11 protein-coding genes are annotated in these 13,017 nt (G+C 68.4%); all 11 read right to left on the bottom strand.

Features of this window, described 5'->3' with window-relative positions; all coding sequences use genetic code 11:
* Positions 1–375, bottom strand: a 375-nt coding sequence (locus HV824_RS31550) for an FHA domain-containing protein (protein WP_176424899.1), incomplete at its 3' end; no start/stop codon positions are given.
* Between the two features lie 55 nt (positions 376–430).
* On the bottom strand, positions 431–715 hold the full coding sequence (locus HV824_RS31545) for a hypothetical protein (RefSeq protein WP_176420846.1): 285 nt from the start codon (positions 713–715) through the stop codon (positions 431–433).
* Positions 716–1,010: 295 nt separating this feature from the next.
* Entirely contained in the window at positions 1,011–2,468 is a 1,458-nt protein-coding gene (locus tag HV824_RS31540) for a tetratricopeptide repeat protein (protein WP_176420847.1), read from the bottom strand.
* Positions 2,465–6,073 (bottom strand): tetratricopeptide repeat protein, encoded by a 3,609-nt coding sequence (locus HV824_RS31535; protein WP_176420848.1) that lies wholly within the window; start codon positions 6,071–6,073, stop codon positions 2,465–2,467. Before HV824_RS31535 ends, HV824_RS31540 begins: the two co-directional genes overlap by 4 nt.
* Before the next feature lie 214 nt (positions 6,074–6,287).
* Complete coding sequence (locus tag HV824_RS31530) at positions 6,288–7,826, bottom strand: tetratricopeptide repeat protein (protein ID WP_176420849.1); 1,539 nt, start codon at positions 7,824–7,826, stop codon at positions 6,288–6,290.
* Between the two features lie 23 nt (positions 7,827–7,849).
* Positions 7,850–9,181, bottom strand: coding sequence for an outer membrane beta-barrel domain-containing protein (locus HV824_RS31525; RefSeq protein WP_176420850.1), 1,332 nt, complete (start codon positions 9,179–9,181; stop codon positions 7,850–7,852).
* A 12-nt stretch (positions 9,182–9,193) separates the two neighbouring features.
* Positions 9,194–10,015, bottom strand: coding sequence for an outer membrane beta-barrel domain-containing protein (locus HV824_RS31520; protein ID WP_176420851.1), 822 nt, complete (start codon positions 10,013–10,015; stop codon positions 9,194–9,196).
* 388 nt (positions 10,016–10,403) lie between these two features.
* Positions 10,404–11,078 carry a 50S ribosomal protein L3 gene (gene rplC, locus HV824_RS31515; RefSeq protein WP_163783976.1) on the bottom strand — a complete coding sequence of 225 codons (675 nt, stop codon included), beginning with the start codon at positions 11,076–11,078 and terminating at the stop codon, positions 10,404–10,406.
* Positions 11,079–11,224: 146 nt separating this feature from the next.
* Positions 11,225–11,995 carry a hypothetical protein gene (locus HV824_RS31510; protein WP_163783977.1) on the bottom strand — a complete coding sequence of 257 codons (771 nt, stop codon included), beginning with the start codon at positions 11,993–11,995 and terminating at the stop codon, positions 11,225–11,227.
* Positions 11,996–12,061: 66 nt separating this feature from the next.
* Positions 12,062–12,535 (bottom strand): hypothetical protein, encoded by a 474-nt coding sequence (locus HV824_RS31505; RefSeq protein WP_163783978.1) that lies wholly within the window; start codon positions 12,533–12,535, stop codon positions 12,062–12,064.
* Between the two features lie 58 nt (positions 12,536–12,593).
* The coding region (locus HV824_RS31500) for a HupE/UreJ family protein (RefSeq protein ID WP_176424898.1) at positions 12,594–13,017 on the bottom strand (424 nt) is incomplete at its 5' end.

Raw genomic sequence — 13,017 nt, 5'->3', positions numbered from 1 at the left:
CCCCTGGAACACCGGCCCCGCCACCCGCGCACCCGCGGGAAGCGGACGCTCGGGCTGGGGCGCCCCGAAGAGCACCTCCACCCGGCTGCCGCCCACCATCAACACATCCCCGGGGTTGAGCGCCGTGGGCAGGACGAGCCGCTGTCCCCGCACCTCCGTGCCGCCCTCACTGCCCAGGTCGATGGCCGTCACCGAGCCATCCTTGTCCACCTTCAGCATCACATGGAGATTCGAGACCCGCGGGTCCTGAATCTTCACTGCTGCCTGAGCGCCCGACCCCACAATGACGCTCTCGGCCTCCGACACGGCTTCCGCCGTGGAGCCATCCGGCCCGGTGATCCGAAGCGTCAAGCCGTTGTTCTTCGCCGCCGCCATGAGGATTTTCCCTCTTCCCTTCCGCCCTTAGAACGACTGCCGCCGCCCGCTGCCGCTAGAGGTTGTCGACTGACTTCTGTAACTCTGGATCGAAGTTGTCCCGGACCTTGATGAGGCTCTGGAAGTCCGTCTTCTTCCGGTGGAGCAGGTACGAGCCCTCGGGCTTCGTGAGCTCGCCTTCCACCGCGACGTCCGTGAAGTCGATGACCGTCTTCTTCCGGAACACGGTGCGGTCCTCCTCCTGGATGACCTTCACCGTGTCTCTCGACTCCTGCGCCATCGCCACCGAGGGCGCCGCCCACAGGCCCAGCACCACCACCGCTGATACGAGTCGCCTCATGCCCAACCTCCCAATGCACAGCGCGATCCAACCTCAAGTCCTTGAATCCAGGGGAGCTCGCCGACTCATCCGGATGTTGCAGCCTGGAGAGAGGAAAAAAGTTCCGTCCCTCTTCGCCAGAACTCCAGCCTGCCCGCTGGGGTGATGCCCCGGACGCCTGTCCAACCTCACCTCCGCCCACGGGGCTGGCGAGCGCCAGCTGGCTCGCACCGGCCCCTGTCGCGAAGACGGCGTTGCCACTTCCGTGAGTGGCAACGCCGCGGAGTCCTGCGTCTCGCTTCCAAGGGCAGCCGCGCTACTCGCCCGCGGGCGTAGCTTCCCCGCCCGTGGTATCCCCCGCCGGAGCGCCGTCCGGAGTGGGCTCGGAACCGGTGCCCCCCATCGCGTCATCCCCGGGCTGGGTGCCTGCGCCACCCGTCGCGTCGTCCGCGGGCATCGCATCCGTGCCCTGCGCGGGCTGCGCACCACCGCCGCCGATGGCCTCATCCGCCGGAGCGCCTTCACCTTCAGCGGTGGCGGGCGCGGCCTCGGGCGCCGGTGCCTTGAGCATGTTCTCCAGGCCCTTGACCTTGGCGGCAATCATCTGCTTGTCATTGTCGGACGTCGTCTCCAGCCCCTTGCAGCGGTCCAGGAACGTGATGGCCTTCTGCCAGCCCGCGCGGTCCGACGCATACGCCCAGCCCGCGCCGCACACGGCCTCCGGGAGGTCCGCGCGGGTGGCCAGCACCTTCTCGAACGCCTCACCCGCGGCCAGCCCCTTCTTCGGATCGCGCCCCTTCTGTCCGTCCAGCGCCCAGGCCAGGTACAGCGTCACGTCCGGCGAGCCCGGCTCCAGCTCCGCGGCCTTGCCGAAGGAGCGCTCGGCGCCCACGTAGTCGCGGTAGCTCAACGCCAGGGCGCCCAGGTTGAGGTAGCCCGGGGTGAACTTCGCGTCCAGGGAGATGGCCTTCTGGAACTGCACCAGCGCGCGCGCCCGGTCGTCCAGCTTCAGGTAGACCATGCCCAGCAGGTTGTAGAGCGCCGGATCCTTCTCCGAGTGCTTGCGCGCGTTACCAGCCAGCAGCTCCGCCAGCCGGTACTTCTCCCGCGCGTAGGCCACGTGCGCCAGGTTCTTGTACGCCCCCGGGTTGTCCTTGTTGCGCACCAGCACGCGGCGCGCGGCGGCCTCGGACTCGTCCAGCTTTCCGGCGACGCGATAGGTGATGGACAGGCTGTTGAGCAGCGACGCGTCGTACTCGCGTCCAGGCGTCTTCAGCGCCCGCTCGAACAAGGCGATGGCTTCGTCCAGCCGCCCCTGCTCCCGGTACATGACGCCCAGGTTGACCACCGAGGGCACATGCGCCGGGTCCAGCAGGAGGACCTTCTCGTAGGCCACGCGCGCGTCATCCGGGCGGCCCTGGCGCTCGGCGATGACGCCCAGGTTGAACTGCGCGTTGAGGCTCTGCGGCAGCACCGCCACCACCGCCTCGAAGCCCTTGCGCGCACCGTCCAGGTCCCCCGCTTCATAGGACTGGAGCGCCGCCGCGAAGGCGGACTCCGCGCTGCCTGACTTCTGCGTGGGCGGCGTCACCGGCTTCGGCGCGGGCCGCTGCGCCGCGGGCGGCGTCACCTCCGGCACTGCGGTCTGCTTCTTCTGAGGCCCCGACGCGCACGCCGCCGTGAAGGCCAGCGAGCCGACGAGGAGCGAACGGAACCAGGTCATCTGCGTCTTCCCCACCCCAACCTGAAAGGAGTCCATGCGAAACGGCTTCATCGCAGCACCTCCCCGCGCGCCGCCGTGGGTGCCTGCGCCTCGTCATCCGAAGGCTTCGACGAATCCGCCGGGACTGGCGTCGTCGCGGTGGCGCCTTCCAGCACGCGCACCAGGTCCGACCGGACGAGCGTGTCACTGCCGCGGTAGTTCACCTGCCGCACCTGCGCGTAGGCGCCCGGACGCAGGCGGTTCACCTGGTCCTGCGCGGCCAGGGTCCACGGGCTGTAGACCCCCAGCTCGTAGGCCTTCTCCAGCGCCTTCTCCAGGGCCTCGGAGGCCTTGTCCTCCAGCGGCAGCGCCAGGTTCTCCAGCTCGCCGCGGTACATGGCGAGCTGCTCCTCGTCGAGCCCCGACGGGTCCGGCGAGTCCATGATGTTGCGCGCGAAGTCGGCGTAGGCCAGCCCGATGCGCGTGAGCGCCGCGATGCCCCAGTCACCGGAGCCGGTGGACAGGACGGCGAGGTACTCCTTCTCCAGCCGCAGAATCTCCTTCTGCTTCGCCGCCAGGTCCCGGCGGATGGTGTTCACCCGCGAGAAGCGGATGCCCGTGTAGCGCCTCCACGCCGGCTCCAGCGACAGGAAGCGCGCGTGGCCGTAGGCATTGAGCACCGCCGTGTCCTTGCGCGCGCTCTCCGGCAGCCGGTTCCACGCCCGCACCAGCACGCCCTGCACGCGCTCCTGCTCGCGCGCGTTCTTCAGTTGCTCGTACGCCAGCAGCTCGTGGTAGCGGGCCTGGTACACCTGCGCGGAGGTGGAGCGCGAGTCACGGCCGTACGTCTCCGCGAACACGCCGAAGGCCCGGGCCGCCTCGCTCCACTTCTTCTCCTTCTCCCACGCGAGCGCCGCCGCGAAGGCCACCTGCGGCACGTCCTTGCGGTCCTTGAAGCGGGAGACGTACGTGTTGTAGGCGGCCACGGCCTTCTGCGGCTCACCGGCGCCTTCCCACCAGACGCCCGCGTTGAACTGCGCGTCCGCCACCCAGCCACCAGCCTCGTCCAGCAGCGCCTTGCGCTCGGCGGAGAGCCGCTGATGCTTGGACTCCGCGTCCTCGGCGCCCGGTGGGACGTGCGCCTTGGCGGTCGTCTTCGTCGCCTTGCGCTTGCCGTTGGCGGCGTCCGCCTTCATCGCGGCGTCGTAGCTGGCCACGAAGGACTCCGCCATGACGGCGGCCTTCCGGTACTCGGCGACCTTCTCGTAGAGGCCCGCCAGCGAGTAGCGCGCCTTCAGCTCGAAGGGGCTGCGCGGGTACTCCTTGAGGAAGCGCTCGCCCGCGGCCAGGCCCTTGTCGATTTCGCCCGCCTCCTGCGCGATGATCATCACGTAGGTGAGCGCGCGGTCCGCGTTCTCCGACTTGGGGAACTCGGACACGAAGCGGAGGAACTCCTCGGCGGCCTTCCTCGGGTTCTTCTCCTGCTTGTAGACGACCTCGTCCACCCACTTGTACTGGCTGCCTTCGACGACGCGGCTGACGCGCACGGCGAAGTCCGTTCCAGGCTTGGAGAGCTTCTTGTTCTCCAGGAACTTCTTCGACAGCGTGTTCAGCTCGAGCCACTCCTCGCGGCTCTCCAGCACGTACATGGTGAGGTCGGCCGCGTCGCGCGAGCGGCGCTCCTCGGGGAACTTCTCGATGATTTCGCCGAACCGTCGGGCCGCGTCCACGAAGTGGCTGCGGTCATAGAGGATGACGGCGGCCTGGTAGCGCAGGTCGATTTCGTCCTGCGTGTTCGGATACAGCTTCACGTAGACGTCGCACGCGGCGACCAGCCGGTCCTCGAACTTCGTGAGCGCCTCTTCCTGACGGTCCTTCGCGTCGCGCTTGACGATCTTCTGCTTGGCGACGTCGCCCTTGTCCTTCTTCTCGTCGACCTTCTGGCCAGCGCGCAGGTCGCTCCTGGCGAGCTGACCGCGCTCAATCTTCACCAGCTTGTCGTAGGCGAGGATGGCGTTGTACGAGGCGCTCTTGCGGTACGTCTCGTTGGAGACCTCGCGCGCGGTGTCGCGGTCCGGAATCTGGAAGGCCACCACGGCGTCGTACTCGGCCGCGGCCGCCTCCCACTCCTCCAGCGCCCAGAGGATCTCCGCGTAGAAGAAGCGGAGGTTGAAGGCGGAGTCCGCCACGAAGTCCGGGTTCGCGTTGGAGGCGAACGCATCCACGTACTGCTTGTAGATGTCACGCGCCAGCCGGTAGGTCTCCACCTGGCGCGTCTTCTGCGCCTCCTGGTGGTACTCGGTGACCATGACGCGCATGGCCTCCTCGGTGACGTTGAAGGCGTTGCGCAGGACGGTCGTCTTGTCCTCGTTGGCCTGCCACCACTGGCCACCGGGGCTGTAGAGGTCCACCATCCGCTTCATCTCCTTCCGGACCTGCTGGCGCTGGCGGAGCCCCTCATGGGCGCGGACGATGGCCTGCTGGTACTCCGGCGCGTTGGCGCCCATGGGCTCGTCATCCACGAGCGTGCGGTACGTGAGGATGGCGCTGTCGAAGTGTCCCGCGTCCACCAGGCCCGCGGCCGTCTTGGCCAACAGGCGGCCCACGCGCTGCGCTGGCGCCTTCTCCTTGAAGTAGGAAATGGCCTGCTTCGGCTGGTCCAGTTGGACGTAGAAGACGGTCAGGTCATTGAGCGCCTCGGTGCGCAGGTCGCCCAGCTCGGGGCTCTTCGAGGCGTAGTCCACCACCTCGTGGAGCTTCTTCAGGCCTGGCTCGTAGTCGCCGGTGTTGTAGTCACACCAGGACAGCTTGTAGACGGCGTAGGCGTAGATCTTCGGCACGCCCGAGTCCCGCGCCTTCTCGTAGTTCTGCTTCGCGGGGATGAGCTTGTTGTTCTCGAAGTAGTGGTTGCCGAGCTGGATGTACGCGTCCGGCACGAACTGCGACGAGGGGAAGTCGCGGATCAACTCCTCGTAGCGGGCCACCGCGTCCTCGCGGCGTCCCAGCTCATAGTAGTTGTACCCCATGGAGAAGAGGACCTCGTCGCGCTGCGGATAGTCCGGGTACGCGCGGAGGATGTCCTCGTAGATGCCCATCGTCTCCGTGCGGTAGCGCTCGCTGCCCGCGTGGTCCTGCTTGGGCGCCGCCACCTTCTCACCGCGCGCCACGGACGCGTCGTATTCCTTCTCCGCCGCGAGGAAGCGCGACATCTCCAACTCGTAGAGGTACTTCGACTTCTCCCAGTAGAGCTCCGACAGGCGGTAGAGCATCTCCGCCTTCTGCGGATTGCCGTCCCGCAGCTTGGGGATGAGGCGCTTGAAGGCGGCGATGGCCTCGTCGCGCTTCTTGTCCGCCAGCGCGTCCCGTCTGGCGTCCGGGATGCGGGGAAGCTCCGCGAACTTCGCCGCCGCGGGCCGGACACGCGCGGGGCCCTGCCGCACGTCCTCCGGCGCGACCCCTGGCGGCGGCGCCTTCTCCGCTGCCTTGCGGTCGGCCTGGGCCTTCGCGGCCTTCTTCTTCCCCCCCGCCTTGCTGGACGCACCGGAGATCTTCGACGCGGACGCCGCGGCGGGCTTCTTTCCCCCCTTGCGGGCCTGCGTTTCCGCCGCCTCTCCCACCCCGCCGGTGATGAGCACCGCGCCCACCGCCAGCGCACCGAAACGAAGAACCACCTTCATGCGAGCTCCTGCCGTGAAGCCGACCCGGCATGCGGGCAATCCAGCACCCACTGACGAGGGACGACGGAAAGTAGATGCGCACTTCTGGATTGAGAAGTGGCGGTGGAGCGGTGCTTGCGCACTGTCAACAACGACGAAGGGGCCGCCTCCACGCGGCGTCGCGTGGAGGAGGCCCCTCAAGACAGGTGCAGGCGTGACAGCGGCGCCGGGGAGCCTACGGCAGCTGTTCAGCCGTCTTGGCCGGGCAGCCACGCTTCAGCGTGTATTGGTAGTAGCCAATCTCGTCGATCCAGAACTCGCCCTGGAACTTCCAGTAGTTCCAGGCCGCGCCCGGCATCTTCGGGCGATACAGCGACTGCCCCTTCAGCAGCGCCTTCTGGTCCACGCCGGCCTGCAGCAAGTCCTTCTCATCCAATGCCGTCTGCACGCGGATGATTTCCGCCTGGTCGGAGAAGGTCCGCAGATTGTCCGCTGCCTCACGGATGCGGCGCTGCGCCAGCGTGCCGCCCACCTGGAGCAGCGTCCCGCGTATCTCCTCGAGCGACGCGGTGGACTGCGCCGCCAGCGGCGTGCCTCGCCAGCGTCCGTTCGCCAGTGCACGCTTCTCGTTGTCCACGCGCTCCAGCATCCGCATCACCTCACGGATGCGCTCGTTGTTGCGCAGCCACAGGTACACCGGGCGCGGCAGCCGGCGGTTCTCCGCCGCCACCAGGTTGAAGGACTGCACCAGCGGCACGTCCTCCCCGGTGAACGGCTCCAGCTGGGTCTCCATGGGGCCGTAGAGCTCGTCGAAGGCCGCCAGCGTCGTCTTCACCTCGTCGTAGAGGCACGAGTAGTAATAAACGGTCGCCTTGAGGATCCACGACTCGGGCTGGAAGGCCCCGGTGAACTGCGGCGCGTGCAGCGCCTGGAGGCTGCCGAGCGCTCCGCCGAAGTCCTCGTTCTGGAAGCGCGCGAAGCCGTTCTCGAAGAGGGCCTGGTCCCAGTAGCGCGAGTAGCGCGGCACCCGCTCATAGGCGGCGCTGGCGTCGGCGTACTCGCCGCGGCGGTAGTGGAGCCGGCCCAGGGCGATGAGCGCCAGGTGCTGCGTGGCGCGCAGGTCCAGCTGCCCCTCCTTCGCGGCCAGCACCGCGTTGAAGGCGGCCAGCGCGTCCTTGTCCAGCACGGAGGACTCGCCGGGACGGCCCGGGAAGCGCGGGTCCGCCAGCACCACGCCGAGCAGGTAGCGCGACTTCGCGTACACGCGGCTGTCCTGGGGCACCGCCTCCAGCAGCGCGCGCGCCTCCTCGAAGCGGCTCTTGCGCTGGCTCACCGTGCCCACCAGGTAGTTGATGCGCGCGAGCACCTCCTTGGGCAGCGTCACCCAGCGGTCGCGCACGTCGTCGGTGTAGGCCTGGGCGAGGATGCTGGGGATGAGGTTGTGCTCATCCAGCTGCTGCTGCATGTCCACCAGTCCCTCCACCGCCTGCAGGTACGAGGGGTGCGAGGGCCCGGCGTTGACGATGGCCGCATAGGTGATGAAGGCGGCGACGGGCAGGCCCTTCTGGGCCAGGGCCTGTCCGAGGAAGTACTCCGCCTTGCCCTTCACCTCCGCGTCGGAGGCGCGCTCCGCGAGCTCGAAGAAGAGGGGCGCGGCGGTGTCCATGTCACCGGCGTTGAAGGCGGCCAGCGCGCGGTTGTAGCCACCCGAATCAGGCTGGGCGGACACCGCGAGCGGCGCCAGGGCGACGAAGAGGCTGAGCAGTCGTTTCATGCTGGTTCGGGCCTTCCTGCGCATCAGAAGAGGACAGAGAAGCCGGCGTAGAAGCTCACGTTGTTGAGGACGTCCGAGGACGGCTCGGCCACCAGGTCGCGGCCCAGGATGATGTCCTCGCGGTAGTTCTTCCGCGTCTTCGGGTCGACGCCGTCGAACTTCTCGTAGCGGCAGCTGCCGCTCAGGTTCAGCGAGGCGAAGTCCTGGTTGGCGGAACGCGCCGCTTCCAGCGCCTCGAAGTCCGCCAGGTTGCAGCCGTCCACCCGGTCCACGCGCGCGGTGTAGATGAGGTCCCGCACCTCCACGCGCAGCGCATACGACTCGCCGAACTGGAGCCGGAAGCCCCCCCCCACCGAGCCCATGAACTTGGTGCCGGTGTCACCGAAGCGCGCGGGCACCCGGAACGACTCGCCCTCCACCTCGTTCGTCACCTCGGGGCGGATGAGGTGGCGCGTGGAGCCGACGCCCGCGCCGCCGCTGAGCACCACGCTGAACTGCGCGAGCGAGTTGTTGAGGAAGGCGAACTTGCCGTAGAGCGGCGTCACCTCCACGCCCGCGTGCGCGCCCCACACCAGCAGCAGCGACGAGGCCGCCTGCGCCTGCTCGCGGACCTTGTCGATGAGCTCCAGGTTGAAGGCGCTCTCGTTCGAATACCAGTTGTACTGGCCCATCACCTGGAGGGCGAAGTTCTCCTGCAGGTGGTAGGTGTAGTGCGCCGCCGTGCCCGCGTGGTGGGTGTACTTCCCGTTCACCTGCACCGTGGCCGGGTACACCGTCAGCTCGTGACGGCCCTCGTCCGCGAAGCGCTTCTTCTGGACGATGTGCACCGACACGTTGGGGTTGTAGAGCGGCGCGCCGTTCACCAGCCGCTGCTGCCGCGCGTCCGTCGTGCGCGGCGCATCGGAGTCCAGGTCGTCGGACGCCAGCACCGGCGCGTCATCGGGAACCGGCGGCGCCTCCTGCCCGGCCACGCCCGTCGCCGCGGGCGCGGAGTCCGTCTCCACGGTGGGCGTGGGCTCGGTAGCGGGCTCCGGCGCGGGGGCGGCCACACGGGAAGGCTCGCTGGCGGGAACCTCGTCGGTGCCCTGCGCCGGGGCCGCGTTGGAGCGGACACCCGCGGGCGGCGCGGACGCTTCGGCGGCCTCGGCGGGCACCCGCGGCTCGGGCCGGGACGAAGGGCCGACAGGAGCCTCCGGAAACGACTGCGGCGGCGCGGACGGTGGCGGCACGGACGTCTCCGCACCGGGCGCGGGCACTTGCTGGACCTGCGCCAGCGCGAAGGCCGGAGCCGGGACGCGCGGCGCGGCCTGTGGGGCCGTGGCGACAAGGAGCGCGAGGGACAGGAACGGTCGCATAGTCAGGTGGACCTAGAAGGAGAAGGTGTAGCCAAGGTCGAACTGCACCAGGTGCGTGAGGCCAGGGCTGCGTGCGGGCTCACCCGTCGCCTGCCCCGCCTCCCACGCATCCCGCATCAGGTTGACGCGGTAGTTGTCCCGGAAGACCCAGTCGCGCAGCTCCAGGCGCACGCCGTGCGTGTCCCGGATGAAGAAGCGGAAGCCCACCGCCGCGGACACCACCGGGGCGACTCGCGACTCATTCACCCAGAAGTCCTGGGTGGCCGAGCCGCGATCATCCACCGACGTGCGGTTGTCACAGATGCCCAGGTCGCGGTTCACCACCTGCGTGCACTGGATGACGGAGTTGCGCTTGAACGAGCCCAGCCCGCCGCCGCCCCAGACATAGGCCTGGAAGTGGGCCGGCAGGTCGGACAACAGGCTGAGCTTCCCGTAGATGGGCGCCCAGCGGACGCCGGCCACCCCGTGCAGGTTCATCTGCCAGAGGTCTTCCAGCTCGTCGGTGACGCGCTTGTCCTCACGGTTGAGGAAGCTCTCGGAGATGGAGCGCGCCAGGCCCGTGTGACGGCTGGCCGCGTAGCCGGCCCGCGCCTCCACCGCGAAGGTGTCGAAGAGGTTGTAGGCCACGCCGGCGTTGAAGACGTAGTGCGCCGTCAGGTGCGTCTGCAGCGGCAGACCGACGCCGAAGGACACCTCCAACTTGCCGCCCGGCTCGTACAGCCGGTTGCGGACGACGACGTTGTCCAGGACGTTCTCGTCATCCTGTGCCGCGGCAACCGGCGCCGCCAGCGAGACGGCCAACGAAGCAAAGACGCAGAGCGTGCGTGCGATCATAATCCTGCCCGGCCCGTGGGGTGGGCCGCCATGAGCGGGAGCACAAGGAACTCCCCGAGCCACGGAGTCCGCGTCACCTGACGCTTGAGACTCCTTCGTGGTGCCTGGAGGTGCGCACGGCTTCCACGACCGACAAGCCGAGATGGACAGGAGTCGGAATTCTTTTCACGGTCGCCCCCACCGGACGCCCACCGGTCAACGTTTCCGGGGCATGCCGTGGCACGGGACGTGATGAAGCAGGCAGGCGGGTCGTCACGCGGGGCGGACACCTGCCCACCCGCGGAAACCGCGCGCCTCCCTGCCCTGCAAGACAAACGCCCCGCCCGGATGCCCGACGAATCGGGCCCGGAAGCGGGGCGTTTCGAGCGCTCAGACGCTCAGCAGCGAACTACGCGCCGCGCGCGGCCTTGTGCTGCGCGCGCATGGCCACCTTGATGCTGGGGCGGATGTAGACGACGCCGTTGTTGTGGCCGGCGACGGCACCCTTCACGAGCACCAGGCCCTTCTCCACGTCCACGTCCACCACGGTCAGGTTCTGGGTGGTGACCTGATCCACGCCGTAGTGACCGGGCATCTTCTTGTTCGGGTACACGCGGCCCGGCGTCTTACGCTGACCGATGGCGCCCGGGTGACGCTGATACTCGTGCGTACCGTGCGTCTTCGTCTGCGAACCCTTGAAGTTCCAGCGGCGCATGACGCCGGCGAAACCGCGACCCTTGGTGACGCCGGTCACATCGACCAGCTCGCCCTTGGTGAACATGTCCGCCTTGACGGCGTCGCCCACGTTGAAGGAGGCGGCCTCCTCCGGCGTGACGCGGAACTCCTTCAGGTGGCGGCGGTAAGGCGCGTTGGCCTTCTTGAAGAAGCCCCGCTCAGCCAGGTTGAGAATCTTCTCGCGGATCTCACCATAGCCCAGCGTCACCGCCGAGTAGTTGTCCTTCTCAGGGGTGCGCTTGCCAACGACCTGGCAGGTGCCCACGTCGATCACCGTGACCGGGACGAGGTTGCCCTCATCGTTGAACACCTGGGTCATGCCGATCTTCTTGCCAATCAGACCCTTCACGTCGTCCTCACTGCCAGCGCGCTGGTGGCGCGGAAAAACCCAATAAGTTCAATGACCTGGACTGCACGCGTCCCCGCGGTCGCCAGGAAGCGGCGCAATGTAGCAGACAGGTCCCCGCCGTCAAGCACTACGGGCGGATGCCTCTCTCACTGCGCGCGATCCAACCGCGGGTAGAACGGTGCGAGCTGCGCATCGTTGATGCGCTGTGCATACACGTCTTCGCCCAGGAGGAACAGGGCTTGATCCAGATAATCCTCCGAGGCCTGGACCTGTTCCTCCTTGGCGGCGATTGCCTGGTCGAGTTCCGCCATGCGGTGCTCGTGGTCCAGCTTCCGCTCCTCCTCCTCGTCCTCCATCTCCAGCAGGCGCTTGTGCGCCAGGATGCCGGCCGCGCCGGGCTGGCCGGGCACGGGCGTGAGGGCGGTGGCCAGGTTGGACTCCAGATCCTCCAACTGCCGACCGACCCGCATCTGCTGGAGCCGGTTCTTCTTGAGGTTGCCGCGAGCCAGTTCGATCTTCTCGGGTGACTCGCCGATCAGCTCCATGTCGCTGATCTTCTTCTCGAGCTTGAGCAGGCCGTCCTCGGCGTAGCGCTGTTCGGCCTTGCGAGACGCGAGCGTCTTGCGCAGGTCCTTCACCTTGCCGTCGATGGCGTCCACCGCCTTCTTCCACTTCTTGACGATGGCGGCGTGCTTCGCCCGCTCCTCGCCCTGAACGGCGAGAAAGTCCGAATACGCCGCGTCCTCGTCGTTCATCTCCTGCTCGAGCGCCGCCAGTTCATCCCGGCGCGCCACCACGGCCTCTTCGGCGCGGTAGACGCGGTCCATGGAACGGGGGCAGGTGGGCTTGCCCGGCAACCTGTCCCGCGCCAGGTCGCCCAGCTGGAAGATGAGGTCGTTGTAGCTCTCCTTCGCCATGAATGGATTTCTACGCCCAATGCTCGGCCACTGTCACCGGCAGAGCGAGAAACCCGTGTCATTCCCTCAGGAGTCACCCGGGACGGCGCTGGCCGGCGCGTCGGCGTGGACCACGGGCCCCAGGGCCCCTTCGGCCAGGGACAGCAGCTCCCGGGAGCGGTCCTGCTCCTCGGTGCGGTTCAGCTCGCAGACCCACGCGGAGGAGAGGTCCGCCTGCTGACGGGCCAGCTCCGCGGTCGTCTCGTAGCGCGCGGCCGACGCGCGGGCAAAGGCCCCCTCGCGGCGCAGCTCCAGCAACGTATCCGGATCCAGCTCGATGTCCTCGGGAGGAACCGGCAGTGGACCGCGGCCCAGCGCGGCCAGCCGTGCGAGCAATCGCGAGGCGTGAGCCCGGCAGAACGCGGCCAACACCATCAGCCGTGCCCGGACCCTCGCATCCGCGATTCGCTCCGCCAGCGCCGTCATCCGCCGGGCGGAGACGACCTCCGCCTCCCACGCGGCGGCCAGCGCCGCGGCCAACCGGGTATGCCTCGCACCCATCGACGTCCCCCTGTTCCCTACCTTCAATCCGCCAACGTAGGAACGCCTCGCGAGGGATTCAACCGAGGGCGCGTTCAACCATCCAGTACCCACCAGCCGCGAGGATTCCGATGGACAGTCCCCTCACGGCCCTCGTGTGCAAAGCCGGACGGCGCTGGACCATGCGGAGGACGGGCAGCAGCACCGCCACCACCACCGCCTGCCCCAGCTCCACGCCGACGTTGAAGCCCAGCAGCGCCGTCACCACGGACTCGCCCAGGCCGTAGCCGGCCAGCACGCCCGCGAAGCCGAAGCCGTGGATCAGCCCGAAGAGGAAGGTGACGAGCACCCGGTGCCGGTGCTCGCGCAGCACCAGGTTCTCCACCGCCACATAGATGATGGACGCGGCGATGGCGGCCTCCACCCACCGGGCCTGGGCGCCGTCCAACACCACCCACCCCAGCGCGGCGGCCCCCAGCGTCAACGAGTGCGCCACCGTGAAG

This window comes from Myxococcus sp. AM009 (genome assembly GCF_013372605.1).
Classification (GTDB): domain Bacteria; phylum Myxococcota; class Myxococcia; order Myxococcales; family Myxococcaceae; genus Myxococcus; species Myxococcus vastator.
The sequence above is the reverse complement of the archived record's forward strand: the minus strand, read 5'-3'. Positions and strand labels throughout refer to the sequence as shown.

Excerpts from the sequence above, each read along its gene's own strand:
- HV824_RS31535 (WP_176420848.1), bottom strand. The coding sequence starts at position 6,073 with ATGAAGGTGGTTCTTCGTTTCGGTGCGCTGGCGGTGGGCGCGGTGCTC.
- HV824_RS31525 (WP_176420850.1), bottom strand. The coding sequence starts at position 9,181 with ATGCGACCGTTCCTGTCCCTCGCGCTCCTTGTCGCCACGGCCCCACAG.
- HV824_RS31545 (WP_176420846.1), bottom strand. The coding sequence starts at position 715 with ATGAGGCGACTCGTATCAGCGGTGGTGGTGCTGGGCCTGTGGGCGGCG.
- HV824_RS31540 (WP_176420847.1), bottom strand. The coding sequence starts at position 2,468 with ATGAAGCCGTTTCGCATGGACTCCTTTCAGGTTGGGGTGGGGAAGACG.
- HV824_RS31510 (WP_163783977.1), bottom strand. The coding sequence starts at position 11,995 with ATGGCGAAGGAGAGCTACAACGACCTCATCTTCCAGCTGGGCGACCTG.
- HV824_RS31520 (WP_176420851.1), bottom strand. The coding sequence starts at position 10,015 with ATGATCGCACGCACGCTCTGCGTCTTTGCTTCGTTGGCCGTCTCGCTG.
- HV824_RS31505 (WP_163783978.1), bottom strand. The coding sequence starts at position 12,535 with ATGGGTGCGAGGCATACCCGGTTGGCCGCGGCGCTGGCCGCCGCGTGG.
- HV824_RS31530 (WP_176420849.1), bottom strand. The coding sequence starts at position 7,826 with ATGAAACGACTGCTCAGCCTCTTCGTCGCCCTGGCGCCGCTCGCGGTG.